This window comes from Paraburkholderia graminis C4D1M (assembly GCF_000172415.1).
In the GTDB taxonomy this organism is placed as follows: domain Bacteria; phylum Pseudomonadota; class Gammaproteobacteria; order Burkholderiales; family Burkholderiaceae; genus Paraburkholderia; species Paraburkholderia graminis.
In genome coordinates, this window is sequence record NZ_ABLD01000025.1 from 1 (window position 1) to 13,789 (window position 13,789).

At 64.0% G+C, this 13,789-nt stretch carries 11 protein-coding genes and 1 pseudogene; 1 reads left to right on the forward strand and 11 read right to left on the reverse strand.

Annotated elements, in window-relative coordinates:
* Nucleotides 1-207, forward strand: a pseudogene (locus BGRAMDRAFT_RS35685) (hypothetical protein); the annotation flags it as partial.
* A gap of 124 nt (nt 208-331) precedes the next feature.
* Here the strand turns inward: BGRAMDRAFT_RS35685 and BGRAMDRAFT_RS27290 are convergent.
* The 11 genes from BGRAMDRAFT_RS27290 to BGRAMDRAFT_RS27340 all read right to left on the reverse strand — a co-directional run bounded on the left by BGRAMDRAFT_RS27290 (nt 332) and on the right by BGRAMDRAFT_RS27340 (nt 13,735).
* Nucleotides 332-1,039, reverse strand: coding sequence for a transcriptional regulator NanR (locus BGRAMDRAFT_RS27290; RefSeq protein WP_006052125.1), 708 nt, complete (start codon nt 1,037-1,039; stop codon nt 332-334).
* A gap of 147 nt (nt 1,040-1,186) precedes the next feature.
* Entirely contained in the window at nt 1,187-2,599 is a 1,413-nt protein-coding gene (gene oiaK / locus BGRAMDRAFT_RS27295; protein WP_006052126.1) for a 3-oxo-isoapionate kinase OiaK, read from the reverse strand.
* Nucleotides 2,596-3,840 (reverse strand): ribulose-bisphosphate carboxylase large subunit family protein, encoded by a 1,245-nt coding sequence (locus BGRAMDRAFT_RS27300; protein ID WP_044021908.1) that lies wholly within the window; start codon nt 3,838-3,840, stop codon nt 2,596-2,598. Before BGRAMDRAFT_RS27300 ends, oiaK begins: the two co-directional genes overlap by 4 nt.
* Before the next feature lie 48 nt (nt 3,841-3,888).
* Nucleotides 3,889-4,719 (reverse strand): phosphogluconate dehydrogenase C-terminal domain-containing protein, encoded by an 831-nt coding sequence (locus tag BGRAMDRAFT_RS27305; protein ID WP_006052128.1) that lies wholly within the window; start codon nt 4,717-4,719, stop codon nt 3,889-3,891.
* Nucleotides 4,720-4,760: 41 nt separating this feature from the next.
* A complete protein-coding gene (locus BGRAMDRAFT_RS27310; RefSeq protein WP_006052129.1) occupies nt 4,761-6,131 on the reverse strand; it encodes an MFS transporter in 1,371 nt (456 codons plus the stop codon).
* A 109-nt stretch (nt 6,132-6,240) separates the two neighbouring features.
* Nucleotides 6,241-8,253: a D-apionate lactonase gene (apnL, locus tag BGRAMDRAFT_RS27315; protein ID WP_006052130.1), complete on the reverse strand. Its 2,013-nt coding sequence runs from the start codon at nt 8,251-8,253 to the stop codon at nt 6,241-6,243.
* Complete coding sequence (locus BGRAMDRAFT_RS27320; protein WP_006052131.1) at nt 8,250-9,377, reverse strand: Gfo/Idh/MocA family protein; 1,128 nt, start codon at nt 9,375-9,377, stop codon at nt 8,250-8,252. Before BGRAMDRAFT_RS27320 ends, apnL begins: the two co-directional genes overlap by 4 nt.
* Nucleotides 9,378-9,380: 3 nt before the next feature.
* Complete coding sequence (locus BGRAMDRAFT_RS27325) at nt 9,381-10,448, reverse strand: ABC transporter permease (RefSeq protein WP_006052132.1); 1,068 nt, start codon at nt 10,446-10,448, stop codon at nt 9,381-9,383.
* A 68-nt stretch (nt 10,449-10,516) separates the two neighbouring features.
* The gene (locus BGRAMDRAFT_RS27330; RefSeq protein ID WP_006052133.1) at nt 10,517-12,079 is read right to left on the reverse strand and encodes a sugar ABC transporter ATP-binding protein; all 1,563 of its coding nucleotides are present in this window, start codon (nt 12,077-12,079) and stop codon (nt 10,517-10,519) included.
* Nucleotides 12,076-12,732 (reverse strand): DUF2291 family protein, encoded by a 657-nt coding sequence (locus BGRAMDRAFT_RS27335; protein ID WP_006052134.1) that lies wholly within the window; start codon nt 12,730-12,732, stop codon nt 12,076-12,078. Before BGRAMDRAFT_RS27335 ends, BGRAMDRAFT_RS27330 begins: the two co-directional genes overlap by 4 nt.
* Before the next feature lie 64 nt (nt 12,733-12,796).
* Nucleotides 12,797-13,735 (reverse strand): D-ribose ABC transporter substrate-binding protein, encoded by a 939-nt coding sequence (locus BGRAMDRAFT_RS27340; protein WP_006052135.1) that lies wholly within the window; start codon nt 13,733-13,735, stop codon nt 12,797-12,799.
* Between the last annotated feature and the right edge of the window lie 54 nt (nt 13,736-13,789).

Consider the following 13,789-nt stretch of genomic DNA (forward strand, 5'->3'; position numbering starts at 1 on the left):
ATCGCGTACTACGTCGTTGTCCCCCATGGTCGGTCAATGGCGCCGATGGTGGCCTTTCCGATCGACCTCTTCGCTCACTGTTCGGACTCGCAATCGACAAAGCACGCCATTGATCTCCACTCTCAAGGTGAATGGGATATCGCGTCGCCACCGCTCTTCCGGCTGTCCCTGTCTGGCGCGTCCGAAGAGTGCAGGTCCAGAAGCTGATGAATCGCCCCAGTCAGCCAACCTGCTGGGCTGCGTTCAACAAAGATAGGCATTGCAGTACGCGTCGTGACAGATTCGCCGCATCCTGGACCGTAGCGCAGACGTGACCTGGTAGAGCCCTCGATTACGTCCGGCTAAGCGTTCGATACAGTTCGTTTGCACGATTCAGATGCGCGCGCATTGCTTCAGCCGCACCGTCGCCATCATGTTTCGCGATTGCATCGACGATTCGCTGGTGTTCCGACAACGTCAACTCTTCTGCGCCCGGCGCGCGCACGAGCGGCCGGTAGTATTCGCCCGCCCAGCGAAACAGCGATTCGACAATCGACGGGAAAATCGGATTGCCACTGATCAGCGCAATCTCGCGATGAAACGCCATATCGCGCTCGATAAACTCCTCGAGATTGACCATGGAAGCGCGGTGCCGCGCCACGCTGAGTTGCAGGCGAGCCACGTCCTCTTCGGTCGCGCGCTCCGCCGCCATGCGCGCGGTGCCCGTCTCGAGAAAGACCCGCGCCTCTTTCAGGTGAGCCAGCATGTCGGGATGACTGCGCAGCAGGTGCATCGCGCCGCCGGCGATCTGCGCAATCAGCCGATCGGCCGTGGGAACAACGACCCTCGCACGCTCGCCGTGCACGATCTCGACGATGCCGGAGCGCTCCAGCGTTTGCAGCGCCTCGCGAATGGCGGGCCGGCCCACGCCGTAGATTTCCATCAACTCCCGCTCAGACGGAAGCTGCGCGCCGGGCGCGATTTCGCCCGAACGGATTCGCTCCATAAGCCGGTCGACAACTTCCTGATACAGCTTTCGGCGCTGAATGATCTCAGCCATGACATGTCCGCGTAAAACCAAGTGGTGTAATGACCTTACCACGGACACGCCGCCGGATGGAAGGGCGCGGGGGCCGTCGCCACCTATGACCTGACAAGACCGGTGGCGTGCGGCGCGACCGCTCGCTGGTTCAACGCGCGCCGCACGTTACGCCCCCGCCAGCCGCCCTTCCCGGACCATGCCGAAGAACGTTGCATCGCCGATCTGGCCGCCTTTCAGCACGATTTGCAGACCATCGCGCCGCGGCTCTGCGGACCATGCGCGGCACAGCGGCGCGCCAGGCACGAGCCCCGCCATGACGCTCAGCGCATCGATGCCGAGCACGCTCGCCACTTCGCCCGAGCTGTCGCCACCGGCGACGACCACGCGCGTCAGCTCGACGCTATCGAGCAGCCGCCGCATCACCTCGGCCAATGCGCGCCCGACTTTGCGCGCCGCATCGTGCCGCGCAAATCCCGCAGCGGACGCAATGGCGTCGAAGCCGGTTACCGCCGGGTCGTCCGGCCCTTCGGCGCTATGCACGATCACGCTGATGCCGCGAGTCAACGCCTGCGTGGCTGCCGTCACGACGCGTTCGATCTCGGCGGCTCCGTCGCGCGAATCGAGCGCCCGAGGCAGATCGAGGCGCTCGGTGTGAAAACCGTGTGCGCGCGCCCAGCCGATTTGCGCGGCCGTCACCGGCGAGCAACTGCCGCTGACGGCCGCGATCGCCTGGACGGGATCGGCGGCCGGTAGCGAGGGCGTCGGCGGCAACAACCCACGCGCGCGCCAGTGCGCCGCCAGCGCGTATTGCAGACCCGACGACGACGCCGTGAAAATCCCTTCGCCACGCTGTTCCCAAACCAGACGGCCCGCCTCGGCCAGGGTCTCTTCGTCGAGCACGTCGATCAGGACGACCGGCATGTCGGGCGCGCACAGCGCTCGCACTCGCGTCGCGACATCGGCGCCGCGCAGTTCAAGCATGTCGATCAGCTCGATGCGCCGCGCCGTTTGCCTCGCGAGATGCAGGCGAAGATCGGCCTCGTTCATCGGCGTGACGGGATGCCGCGACATGGTCGGATGCCGGTCGAGCCGGTAGCCGACACCATCCACGGCGGCGAACAGGTTGCCGAACATCTGATAACGCTTCAGGCGCGGCGCGCCGATCACCATCGGCGACCAGTTGCCGGGCATATGCCTGACGCCGATGTCGATTGCGCGGCCGATCGATCCGACCTCGGGAGACGAATCGAACGTCGAGCAGACCTTGTATTGCAGGATCGGTGCGCCGAGCGCGGCAAGGCTCGCGAGAACATCCGGAAGCTCGTCGTCCATCCATGCGCTGGAGCGTCCACGCGAAGAACCCGCCATGCCCACGCAGCGCACTTCTGGAAAACGCGCCAGCAACTCGGGCGTCGGCTTTTGCAGACACAGCACGGTTGGCACGCCGGCGGCTTGCATGGCTTCCATCGCGTCCGTCGAGCCCGTGAAGTCGTCGCCGTAATAGGCGAGCAGCAGCCCGGCAGGCCACGCTGTCGCGTTCGTCCCGTTCGTCGGCTCCGCCGGCTCCGTCCCGTTCATTTCCAGAACTCCAGCGCGGCGTTCAATGCCGGATGTCTTGCGGCATGCTGCTTGAGCGGCACGCCTTCGACGGCGGCGACCCACGCCTCGCGTAACGCCTCGACGCCCGCTGCCACGCCGCCCGGATGACCGAAGATACCGCCTCCGGCCGTGTGAATCAGATCCGCACAGCCGATCGCGGCGTACGTGTCCGCGGCCTGCAAGCCGGTCTGCCCTGAACTGAACACCGGCATCGCGGACATCGGCGCTTCGCGCATCACCGGCGCGAGCACCGCGCGCGCGGCGGCGATCACGCTGTCGTCGGGCTCGCTGAACTTGTTGCGCAGTCCGTTCACGTGCAGATGGTCGGCACCCGCGAGACGCCAGATCATTTGCCACGGCGCGTAGTCCCAGCCAAGCTCGGGGCAGCGCGACAGATAACCCCAGCCGGCGCGATGCGCGTGAATCGGCAACTGCGCGTGCCGCCGCAATTCATGCATGCCGACCAGACCGATCGAGTTGAGCACGGCCATCACGCACGTGCCGCCCTCGGCCAGCACGAGATCATGACGACGACGCATCTGATCCAGGTCGCCCGTCAGGTTGAACGCGACCATCGCCTTCTTGCCGGTGCGATCCGCTTCCGCATTGACCACACGCATCACGGCCCGCACCCGTTCGTCGAACGGACAGTGCGGACCGTCGGCCTGCAATTCATCGTCCTTGATGAAGTCGATGCCGCCCGCGACGAGTTCGCGCACCTGCTGCGCCGTCTCCACGGGCGACAACCCGACGCTCGGTTTGATGATCGTGCCGATCAACGGACCGTGCGCCACACCGCTCAGCCGCCGCGTGCCTTCGATACCGAACGCGGGCCCCGGATACGCCGAAGCGAACGACGGCGGCAACGTCAGCCCGGTTAGACGCAAACCCGACACCTGCCGCAGCTCGAAAAGATTGCCTGCGATGGTCGACATCAGATTCGGCAGGGACGCACCGAGATTTTCGATCGGCCACGACAGTTCGAGCGTGCAGCGGCTATACCGCTCCGACACGATTCCGCCAGCCAGACTCGGCCTGCCGACCGTTTCCAGCACCGTGAGATGCTCGACGCGCGCGCCCGAGCGAGCCTTCAATTCCGGCGTTTCGTTCGGCAGCGCGACAAAGGTGCCGCTCGATTGCTCGCCGGCAATCACGTCGGCAGCACGTTGTGGATCGTCGCCGGTTTCGAGCCAGTAAGTCGCGTGAATACGTTCGCTCACGATATCAATCCCTGTTTGGAAATCGGAAAGAAGGCGCACATCGCCCTATCACGTGATCCGGCGGATGCTCTCGGCGATTTCCGCGCGATCGAACACGTTCTTCCAGTCGTCGCGCATCAGCCGCGGCTTGCCGAATTCGATCGCCTTGTTGCACGCATCGGAGAACGCGCCGGGAATTTCGTTGAAGATCACCGCGCTCAGGATGTTCATGTGCCCGAGCAGAAAGTCGCGCGCGGCCTCTTTCGGCACGCCCCGCTTCACGGTCTCGTCCATCGCTTCGCGCATCACGTAGAGCAGCGTCGCGCAAATCGTTTCCGACAGGCCGGGTTCGAGCAGCGCCATCTGGTCGACGCTCAAACGATACGAGCGAAGAATCGGCGCGTAGATCACTTTGGCCACGTCTTCACCGAGGTCGAACGCTTCTTCCGGTCCTTGCATCAGCGCGCTGGTGATCGACTGCTTCGCGTACGCGCCACCGAAGAAATCGCGCCGCGCTTTCGGATCGTCATCGTTATTGAAAATGATTGGATGACACGGGTGCGCGACGAAATATGTCAGATCGGGCCGCTCAGGCAGATGGCCTGCGAACGGCGCCGCGGCGTCGAGCGTCATCACCATCGTGCCCGCCGGCAGCTTCGGCGCGATCTCGTGACTGAGCTTGCCGATCAGTGTGTCGGGCACGGCGAGGATCACCACCTGTGCGCCGTCGAGCGCGGCATCGGTCGACACGCAGTCGACGTTCAGTTCTTCCCTGAGACGCTTTTGCCCCGCCTCGCTCACCTCGACATGCGCGACGCGATAGTCGGACTTCAGCAGATTGCTGGTGAGGCGAAAGCCCATCTTTCCGCCGGCGCCGAACAGTGCGATTTTCTCTTTCATGGTGTGAGCTCCTTGCATGGATTCATTGAAATTCGTGGCGATCAGCTCGAATGCGATTGCGGCTCGAGCGTGACGGGCGCGATGCCGTCACCGGGTTTTGGCAGGCGCGCGCTGCTGCAGAACGCGAAGGCCAGTCCCGCGCTCATCAGCATCAGCACACCGACGACGAACATCGGCGCGTGATATGAGCCCGTCGCATCCTTCACGGCGCCCGTGACGTACGGCGCCATGAAGCCGGCGAGATTGCCAATGGTGTTGATCAGCGCGATGCCCGCCGCAGCCGCGGCGCCGGAGAGAAAGCGCGCGGGCAGCGCCCAGAAGTTCGGCAGCGCGGAAAAGATCGCGCAGGCGGTGACGGTAATCACGGCGACGGTCGCCGCAGGCGATTGCATGTACAGCGCGAGGGGAATGCTCGCCGCGCCGATCAGTGCCGGCACGCCGATGTGCCATGCACGCACGCCATGCTTCGTCGCGTTGCGGCTCCACAGATACAGCGCGAGCGCGGCGGGCAGATACGGGATCGCGGTGATCAAGCCCTTCTGGAACACGTTGAAGTGCGTGCCGAACTGGCCTTCAAAGCCGCCGATGATCGTCGGCAGAAAGAAAGCGAGCGCATAGAGTCCGTAGATCAGGCCGAAGTACATCAACGCGAACATCCATACGCGGCCGCTTCTGAGCGCGGCTCGCGCATGCATCGAGTGCTGTGTCGACGCATTGGCGCGGGCGAGTTCTTCCGCTTCGAGTTCGGCGGTGAGCCAGGCTTTCTCGGCCGCGGTTAGCCAGCGCGCCTGCGACGGCCGGTCGGCGAGATAGAACCATGCCACCACGCCGATCACGATCGCGGGCACCGCGACACCGAAGAACATCACGCGCCAGCCGGCAAGTCCGAAGAGGCCATGCGCTTCGATCAGCAACGCGGCAACGGGTGCGCCGATTACGATCGTCAGCGGCTGCGCGAGATAGAACAGCGCGAGGATGTGGCTGCGATAGCGCGACGGCACCCACATGCTGAGGAACAGAATCGCGCCCGGGAAAAAGCCCGCCTCCGTCACGCCGAGCAGGAAACGCAGCGTGTACAGGCCGGGAATACTGCTGACCCACGTGAACAGCAACGCGACGACGCCCCACGACACCATGATGCGAGCGAGCCAACGGCGCGCGCCGAACTTATGCAACGCGAGATTGCTCGGAATCTCCAGCACGATGTAACCGATGAAAAACACGCCAGCCGCAAGACCGAACTGCGCGGCGCTCAGGCCGAGGTCCTTCGTCATGCCGTTCGGACCGGCAAACGAGATCGCCGTGCGGTCGAGAAAATTGATGAAGAACATCAGCGCCACGAACGGCACAAGGCGAATCGATACCTTGCGTATGGCCGATCGCTCGACCTGATTCACGGGTACGGTTTGCATCTCACATCCTCCAATCAGGTCGCCTCGACACATCACTCATGTGATGTACTGGTGTGATGAGTAGACCATGATGCTTAAAGTGCGGACAGTGGGGTATTCACGGAGCGGTTTATCGGTGGCGGGCGGCGGACATGGGCCGTCCGAAAGGCGTCAGCCCGACAGCTATCTGCACGCAGGCAAAGGGCTTGAGGGACACGGTGCCGTGCCCGGGGCTCAGACAGTCCACCGGGATTTGCCCGCCTCGAGCCGCTTCGAACGACGATTCATCGAGCGTCGAAACGCTCATGTCGCCCACCACCTCGCCGCCGGCGAACCTCAGGCGGACCGCGCATGGATCTGGCGTGAGGTTGGCGACGACCAGGCGCATGCGTCCCTTCGCGTCGCGCGCGCCAAAACACGCCACCTCGCGAGGATTCGCCGCGCCGCACTGCAACCGGTCCATACCGGTCATCCGCGCCATCGCCGCCGCGACGTGAAACATCGGATAGCGCGCCGGACTGGACGCGGGGTCGATCAGGCCGCGCGGCCCCGTTAGCGCGCCGAGCGTCAGGCATTCGAGCGCCGCGCCTTCGAGCGCCATTGCATAACCGGCCAGCCACGCCGCGCCAAACAGACCGCGCTGACGCGGGTCGTCGCCGGCCATCGCCACACGCTCGCCTTGCGGATTCGGCATCACGCGCGAACCATACGGGTTCTGCCGCATGCCGATCGATACCGGCCCGATCGCATACGGCCGCGCGCCAATCAACGCGCGACAGGAACGCGTGATGTGGGGAATCGCCTCGAGCGTTTGCATCACGCTGCGGTCGTCGGCTGCGTGAACGATGGGACAGGTTGCGTGCGTGACCCAATCGACCAACTCGAGCGGCGGCCGCTTTCGATTGAGTTCCGTGAAGTAACTCAGCATGCCGCCGCCCAGACGCAGGCCGGGAAACGCGCGGCGTGCGGCGCGGTAGACCTCGTCGAGTGGCGGGCATGGCGGGCTGATGCTCCCCGGCGGGTTCGACTGCCGGTGCACGGACGGACTGACAACGATGCCGGTCAACTCGAGGCCGGCTTCCCGAATCCGCGCCGCGATCCGTTGCAATTCGTGTTCGGGCGCGGCCACGCCAGGCAGCGCGCATTCGAGCACGGCCGGGATCGCGGCGCGCCGCTGCAACTGCGCGAACCGCACGAGTTCCGCCGCACCATGACCGGCGACGGGATCGAAGTGCAGCGTCAGGCGCTGCGGCGCAAGTTCGGCCAGCAATGACAGATTGACAAGCGTCGCTTCGATCTCGTCGGGCGCGATCGCCACGCCGAGATCGGGCATCGGCTCGTCCATGCCGCGCAAGTCGATCAGTATTTCGCTATACCGACTTTCGCCATGCTGCCGCGGCAGTGCCGCTACCTCGTTCAATTGGCGCGGCGCACCGTCGACTTCGATACATACTGACTGCTCGCCCGTCCAGCCCGTTTCGATCGTATACGGCCACGGCAGTTCGAGCGGACGCGAGTAAGTCTTGAATGATGCGTCCGACCAGTTGCGCTGGTCTTCCATCTCGAACACATCGCCCGTGAACGCGCAGCGCACCGTTTCGCCGGATGCAAGCGCATGCTCGATCGTGCGGATACGCGTGAACGGTTGCCACGGATCGATCAGCGCAGGAAACGACGATACTTCGATCGTGCCGTCATCGTGCTCCACGCGCGCCGCCGCACCGGCGACGCCCTCGATCGGATGGAGAACCACGAAGCCGCAGCGCGCCGCGACGAAATCCGTTTGCGCCGTCGCCTGAGCGCTGCATTCGAACGCACCGTCCGCATCGCATTCGATCAGGACCGTGTAGCTCAGCACATGACCGTCCGGATTCGCGCAGCGCGCGGCGTATGAGACGCGAAAGCCTCGCGCATGCGAGTCGACTTCGAGGTCGCGAATGTCCGGCCGGCAAGTGCCCCAATCCCGGTCGCGCACCAGCCAGCTCATCGCGCGAATCACTTCGGTGCCGCCGTAGCGAATATCGCGCAACGCACCGTCGATGAAAAGCGCCGACCACGGGCCGGCCGTCAGCGTCTGCCCCCGTGGCTCGATCTGCGAGGTGCCGTAGTAAATGTTGGCGGGCGAGGCGTCACGGCTATTCATCGCCGCACCGCACCGGAAGAAGTGGACGTGACCGCAGGCGCTTCCGCCTCGAGCGATTTCAACTCGACCGTCCGGCCTTCACGCGCGGAGAGATACGTTGCTTCGACGAGCGCAAGCGTCTTCAGGTTGTCGCGGCCGCTCGTCTGCGGCTCGCCTCCATTGCGAAGGCACGCGATCCAGTGGCGCTGGATATTCACCACGCTGGCCTGGATCGCCTCCCACGGCACGCTTGCCCACGCCAACGGCGGCGGCGCCGCTGTTGCGGTGCGCGTGCCGTCGCGGTTGTGAATCTCCAGCCGGTAGTCCGCCGACAGCCGCAGCGTGCCCTCAGCGCCGTCCACTTCGACCAGCGTCTGCGGAAACAGCTCGCGTGCCTGACGCGACGCGTAGCTGCAATCCACCACGCTCGTCACGCCGCTTTCGTGTGTGAGCAGAATGGTGGCAACGTCTTCACCGGCAATCGCGGAATTCACGCGCGAGGTCGCCGCGGCAAGACGCGTCACGTCGCCAAACAGAAAGCGCGCGATGTCGAGAATATGAATACCGAGGTCTTCCACAATGAAACGTTCGTTTCGCGCGAGATACGGCTGCCCGCTGAATACGTCGAACGCTGAACGAAACGACACGCGGCCCCAGAACGGCGTGCCGATCGCACCGTCACGCAGCGCGCGTCCCACGGCCTGAATCGCCGGCTGCCAGCGAAAGTTCTCATGGACCATCAGCGGCACGCCGGCCCGCTCGCAAGCGGCGACCATTGCGCGCGCATCGGCGAGCGTCAGTGCGAACGGCTTCTGGCAGATCGCCGCGACGCCCGCTTGCGCGGCCAGCTCGACAAGCGAACGATGACTCGGCGCAGTCGTGGCGATGTCGACGAAATCCAGTTGCTCGGCGCTTAGCATCGCCGCTGCATCCCTGTACAGACGCTCGATACCGAACGCCTGCCCTGCCGCCCTCAACCGCTCGCTATCGGCATCGCACAGCGCGACGATCTCCGCGCCGTCGATGTCCCGCCATGCGTGCAGATGATTGCGCGAGAAGAAGCCGCATCCGATCAACGCACCTTTGAAGCGTTTCACCGTTGTGGTCGTTGCGCTGATTACCTGCGTTGCGTCCGTTGCACTCATCGCTCACGCTCCTGTCGCCGCCTGTTTCTGCAACGCGAAGCGCTGCTGAACCCGCCGCTGGATCTGATCGACCACCACCGCCGCGACGATCACGACACCCTTGATAACGGTCTGCCAGAAGGAACTGACGCCCATCATCACGAGCCCGTCGGACAGAATGCCGATCACGAACGCGCCGATAATCGTGCCGCCGATCTTGCCGCGTCCGCCCGACATCGATGTTCCGCCCAGTACGGCCGCGGCGATCGCGTTGAGTTCGAAGGTCTCGCCGCTCAACGGATGCGACGCGACCAGTTCCGACGAAATGATCAGCCCGACAATCGCCGCGCAAAACCCCGAAAACATATAGACGAACATCTTCACGCGATTCACGCGCACGCCGGAGAGCTGCGCCGCGCGCTCGTTGCTGCCGATCGCATAGATCTGCCGCCCCAGCGGCGTGCGGGCCGCGAGATAGGCCGCGAATGCACCGACCACGACGAGCAGCCAGATCGTGAGAGGAATGCCGAGAATGGACGAACTGCCGAGAATCGGAAAGCCTGTGGTGCCGAAATCCGGATTGCCGGTCAGGTTGGGAAACGTCTCGCCGCCCGACGACAACAGCGCCGCGCCCCGCGCGATATACAGCGTGCCCAGCGTGGCGATGAACGGCGCGACGTTGAGCCGCGTGATCAGCAGGCCGTTCACCGCGCCGACCGCGACGCCCGAGAGCAGCGCGACGCCGATCACCTCGGGCACGCTCAGATAGAGCGTGTAGCTGCTGCCAAGTGGAATCCCGTTGAGAATCAGCCCGCCCGCGATCATCCCTGACAGTCCGACGATCGAGCCAACCGACAGATCGATGCCGCCCGCCACGATGACGAAGGTCATGCCGATCGCGAGAAACGCGTTGAGCGCAACGTGACGCGACATGATCAGCAGGTTCTCGATGCTCAGAAAGTTGTGCGCCGCGAACGAAAAGAAAATGACGACGGCAAAGAGCGCGATGAACGTGCGCAGCTTGAGCAGGAGTAAAAGCGGCGCTTCACCGAGGTTTGCGCCGGGCGCGGCGCTTTTGATCGCTACGGTCATGAAAAGGTCTCCAATCGTCCAGTCAGGCCTGCGTCTTTGGGTTACATCCCTGGTTGCATCGATTCTTGTCAGGCAGCGGCGCGTTGTCCGGTTCCGTGCGCGTCGACCCGGTGTCCGATCGCCGATGCGGCAACGAGCGCGTCCTGCGTGGCTTCGTTTGCACCGAATTCCGCCGTGATACGCCCGTTCGACATCACCAGAATGCGATCGGACAGCGCCATCACTTCTTCGAGGTCGGACGTGACGAACAGAATGCCGAGTCCCTTGACGGCGAGATCGCGCATCACCTTGAAGATGTCCGCCTTCGCACCGACGTCGATGCCGCGGCTCGGCTCGTCCATCAGCAACACCTTCGGCGCCGTCATCAACGCCCGCGCGATGACGACCTTCTGCTGATTGCCGCCGGAGAGCGAACTCACAGGCAGATGCGAGTCGGCCACCTTGATCGCCAGATCGCGGATGAAACGCGTGACGGCGTTCTGCTCGCGCTGCCGCTCGATATGAAAGCCCCGCGCGAAATCGGCGAGGCTCGACAGCGTCATGTTGCTGCCGATCGACAGGATCGGCAGCAACGCATCGGCCTTGCGGTCTTCGGGGATCAGCGCGAGGCCCTGCGCCACACGCTTTGCAACCGGCTTGCCGTTCAACGGCTTGCCGTCGAGCACGACGTCGCCCGTTGCATGCGGATGACAGCCGAGAATGCATTCGAACAGTTCCGAGCGCCCCGCTCCCATCAGCCCGTAAATGCCGACGATCTCGCCCGCATGCAGCGACAGCGACACGTGGTCTACGAGCAGGCCGGCTCCCTTGCGCGGCAGCGATACGTCATGCACGCGCAGCACTTCGGTGCCGCGTTCGTGTCCGATGGGGCGTGAAAAATCCTTCGTCTCGCGGCCGACCATCTGCCGCACGATCCACGGCACGTCCACCTCGTTCATCGGCTGATGGCCGGTGATGCGGCCATCGCGCAACACGGTGATGTAGTCGCCGATACGGATCAGTTCTTCGAGCCGGTGGGAGATATAAACAATCGCGACGCCATGCGACTTCAGATCCGCGATCACCTGAAACAGCACATCGACCTCGGCTGCGCTCAGTGCGGAGGTGGGCTCATCGAGAATCAGAATGCGCGCGTCGTGCGCCAGCGCCTTGGCGATTTCAACGAGCTGCTGCTGACCGATGCGCAGATCCTCGACCAGCGTATCCGGGCTGACGTCGAGTTCGAGGCGCTTGAGCAACTCGCTCACCTTGCGGCGCTGCGCGCCGGCATCGATGTCGATGCGCCCACGCGTGATTTCATGCGCGATGAAGACGTTCTCCGCGATCGACAGATTCGGGAACAGGTTGAGTTCCTGAAACACGATGCCGATGCCGTGACGCAGCGCGTCCGAACTGCTCGCGAGCTGAACGGGCTGGCCGTCGAGAAGCAGCCGCCCCGTGCTGGGCTGCTCCGCACCGGCGATGATTTTCATCATCGTCGACTTGCCCGCGCCGTTTTCTCCCACAAGCACGTTGACCGCGCCGCGCCGCACGGTGAAGCTAGCCTCCTTCAATGCGACCGTGCCGGGATACACCTTCGTCACCGCCTCGACCTGAAGGACGACATCGTTCTGCACGAGGGCCGCGCTCATGGCTTGCTCCCGAGCGCGAGAGCCAGCGGCACCACTTCCGGCTGGTCGCTCGCGCCGTCGTAGGAGAACGCGCCTGTCACCGTGATCGGCTGCCCTTTCAGGTCGTTGCGCGGCAACGGCTTCATCACATGTGCCGCCGCGTAGGCATTGAGCGCGGTTCCAAATCGGGCGTATTCGATCTGATTGCGAAAATCCGCGAACGAGACGAAGTCGAGCGAATCGCGCAGAGTCGTTCCCAACACCGTCGGGCCGATGTCGACGATCACGTCTGCCTTGCCGTCGCCGTCCGTATCGACGCCCACCGTGCCCTGACTCGAGTCCGTATCGACCGACACAATGGTGCCCCGCACCCTGGTCGGGAAATTCCAGGGCGCGCTGTCGTCCTTGCCCCGGTAGCCATATTTTTTGCCGGCCGCGTCGGGATCGGCCTTGATGGCGTCAAGCAACACCTTGATATCGGTCGCGCGCTTCTCGACGCTGGGCAGCACTTTCGTGGTCCACATGGAGGCGACCATCGCATTCGGATCGTAGCCCGCCGACGCGTACGCATCGCGCGACCCTTTGGATGCCTGAGGATCGTGCTTGACGAGTTTGCAGCCGGACAGCGCACCGCCCGCGACCAGCAGAATGGCCGCGTATACAGAAGCTCTCATGAATGTCCTCATTCCACGCCGGAGGAAAACCCGGGGACGTGCCGCCCCGGGCGACAGACACGCTTTAGCGCAGGGCGAACATATCCAGCTTGCCGGCGTTCGCCTTGGTAATCAGCGAGCAGTTGATCAACTGCTTTTCGGGCTTGCCGGTCGAACCGGTCTTCATGTATTTATCGGCTTGCTCGACCGCTTCCGTCGCGGCCAGCGCCGCCGGTTGCAGAACGGTCGCGCGGATGTCGTTGCGCATGATCGCATCGCGCACGTCGTTGCTGCCGTCGAAACCGACGACGATGACGTCGCTGCGCTTGGCCGCCTTCAATGCCGCGGAGGCTCCCATCGCCATCGTATCGTTGCCCGCGATCACGCCTTTGACATCCGGGTGACTCTGCAAAATGGTCTCCATGACGCGATACGCTTCCGTCTGACTCCAGTTCGCCGACTGCCTCTCGACCATCTTCATGTTCGGGAACTGGTCGATCACGTCGTGATAGCCCTTCGAACGGATACCGGCGTTGATATCGGCTTCGCGTCCAACGAGTTCGACGTAGTTGCCCTTCTCGCCGAGCGCCTTGACGAACGCGCGGCCGCCAAGCTGCGCGCCCTGGTAGTTGTTCGACACGATTTGCGAAACCGCGATACCGGTCGCGTTGATTTCGCGATCGATCAGGAAAGACGGGATGCCCGCCGCCTTCGCCTTGCGCACCGCCGAGATCGATGCCTCGGAACCGGCGTTGTCGAGAATGATCGCCTTGGCACCGCGGGCGATTGCGGTGTCGACGAGGTTGGACTGCTTGTTCGCGTCGTCGTCATGCACCAGCACGATCGTGTCGTAGCCGAGCGCTTTGGCGCGCGCATTGGCGGTGTCCGCTTCGGCCTTGAAAAATGGATTGTCGTGCGATGGGGTAATGATGGCGATCAGGTTGGCCGCCTGTGCGGTGCCCGTCGCGGTGAAGAGGGTAAGCGTGGCTGCGGCGAGCGCGACCCAGCGTTTTGAGGCCTTCATCGTTTGTCTCCTTGTCAACGTCTGTGCACTGCAAAACCAGTCGCGGGCGATGCG

Coding starts and splice junctions, on each gene's coding strand:
- BGRAMDRAFT_RS27310 (WP_006052129.1), bottom strand. CDS start 6,131: ATGCAAACCGTACCCGTGAATCAGGTCGAGCGATCGGCCATACGCAAG.
- BGRAMDRAFT_RS27290 (WP_006052125.1), bottom strand. CDS start 1,039: ATGGCTGAGATCATTCAGCGCCGAAAGCTGTATCAGGAAGTTGTCGAC.
- apnL (WP_006052130.1), bottom strand. CDS start 8,253: ATGAATAGCCGTGACGCCTCGCCCGCCAACATTTACTACGGCACCTCG.
- BGRAMDRAFT_RS27305 (WP_006052128.1), bottom strand. CDS start 4,719: ATGAAAGAGAAAATCGCACTGTTCGGCGCCGGCGGAAAGATGGGCTTT.
- BGRAMDRAFT_RS27340 (WP_006052135.1), bottom strand. CDS start 13,735: ATGAAGGCCTCAAAACGCTGGGTCGCGCTCGCCGCAGCCACGCTTACC.
- oiaK (WP_006052126.1), bottom strand. CDS start 2,599: ATGAACGGGACGGAGCCGGCGGAGCCGACGAACGGGACGAACGCGACA.
- BGRAMDRAFT_RS27325 (WP_006052132.1), bottom strand. CDS start 10,448: ATGACCGTAGCGATCAAAAGCGCCGCGCCCGGCGCAAACCTCGGTGAA.
- BGRAMDRAFT_RS27320 (WP_006052131.1), bottom strand. CDS start 9,377: ATGAGTGCAACGGACGCAACGCAGGTAATCAGCGCAACGACCACAACG.
- BGRAMDRAFT_RS27335 (WP_006052134.1), bottom strand. CDS start 12,732: ATGAGAGCTTCTGTATACGCGGCCATTCTGCTGGTCGCGGGCGGTGCG.
- BGRAMDRAFT_RS27330 (WP_006052133.1), bottom strand. CDS start 12,079: ATGAGCGCGGCCCTCGTGCAGAACGATGTCGTCCTTCAGGTCGAGGCG.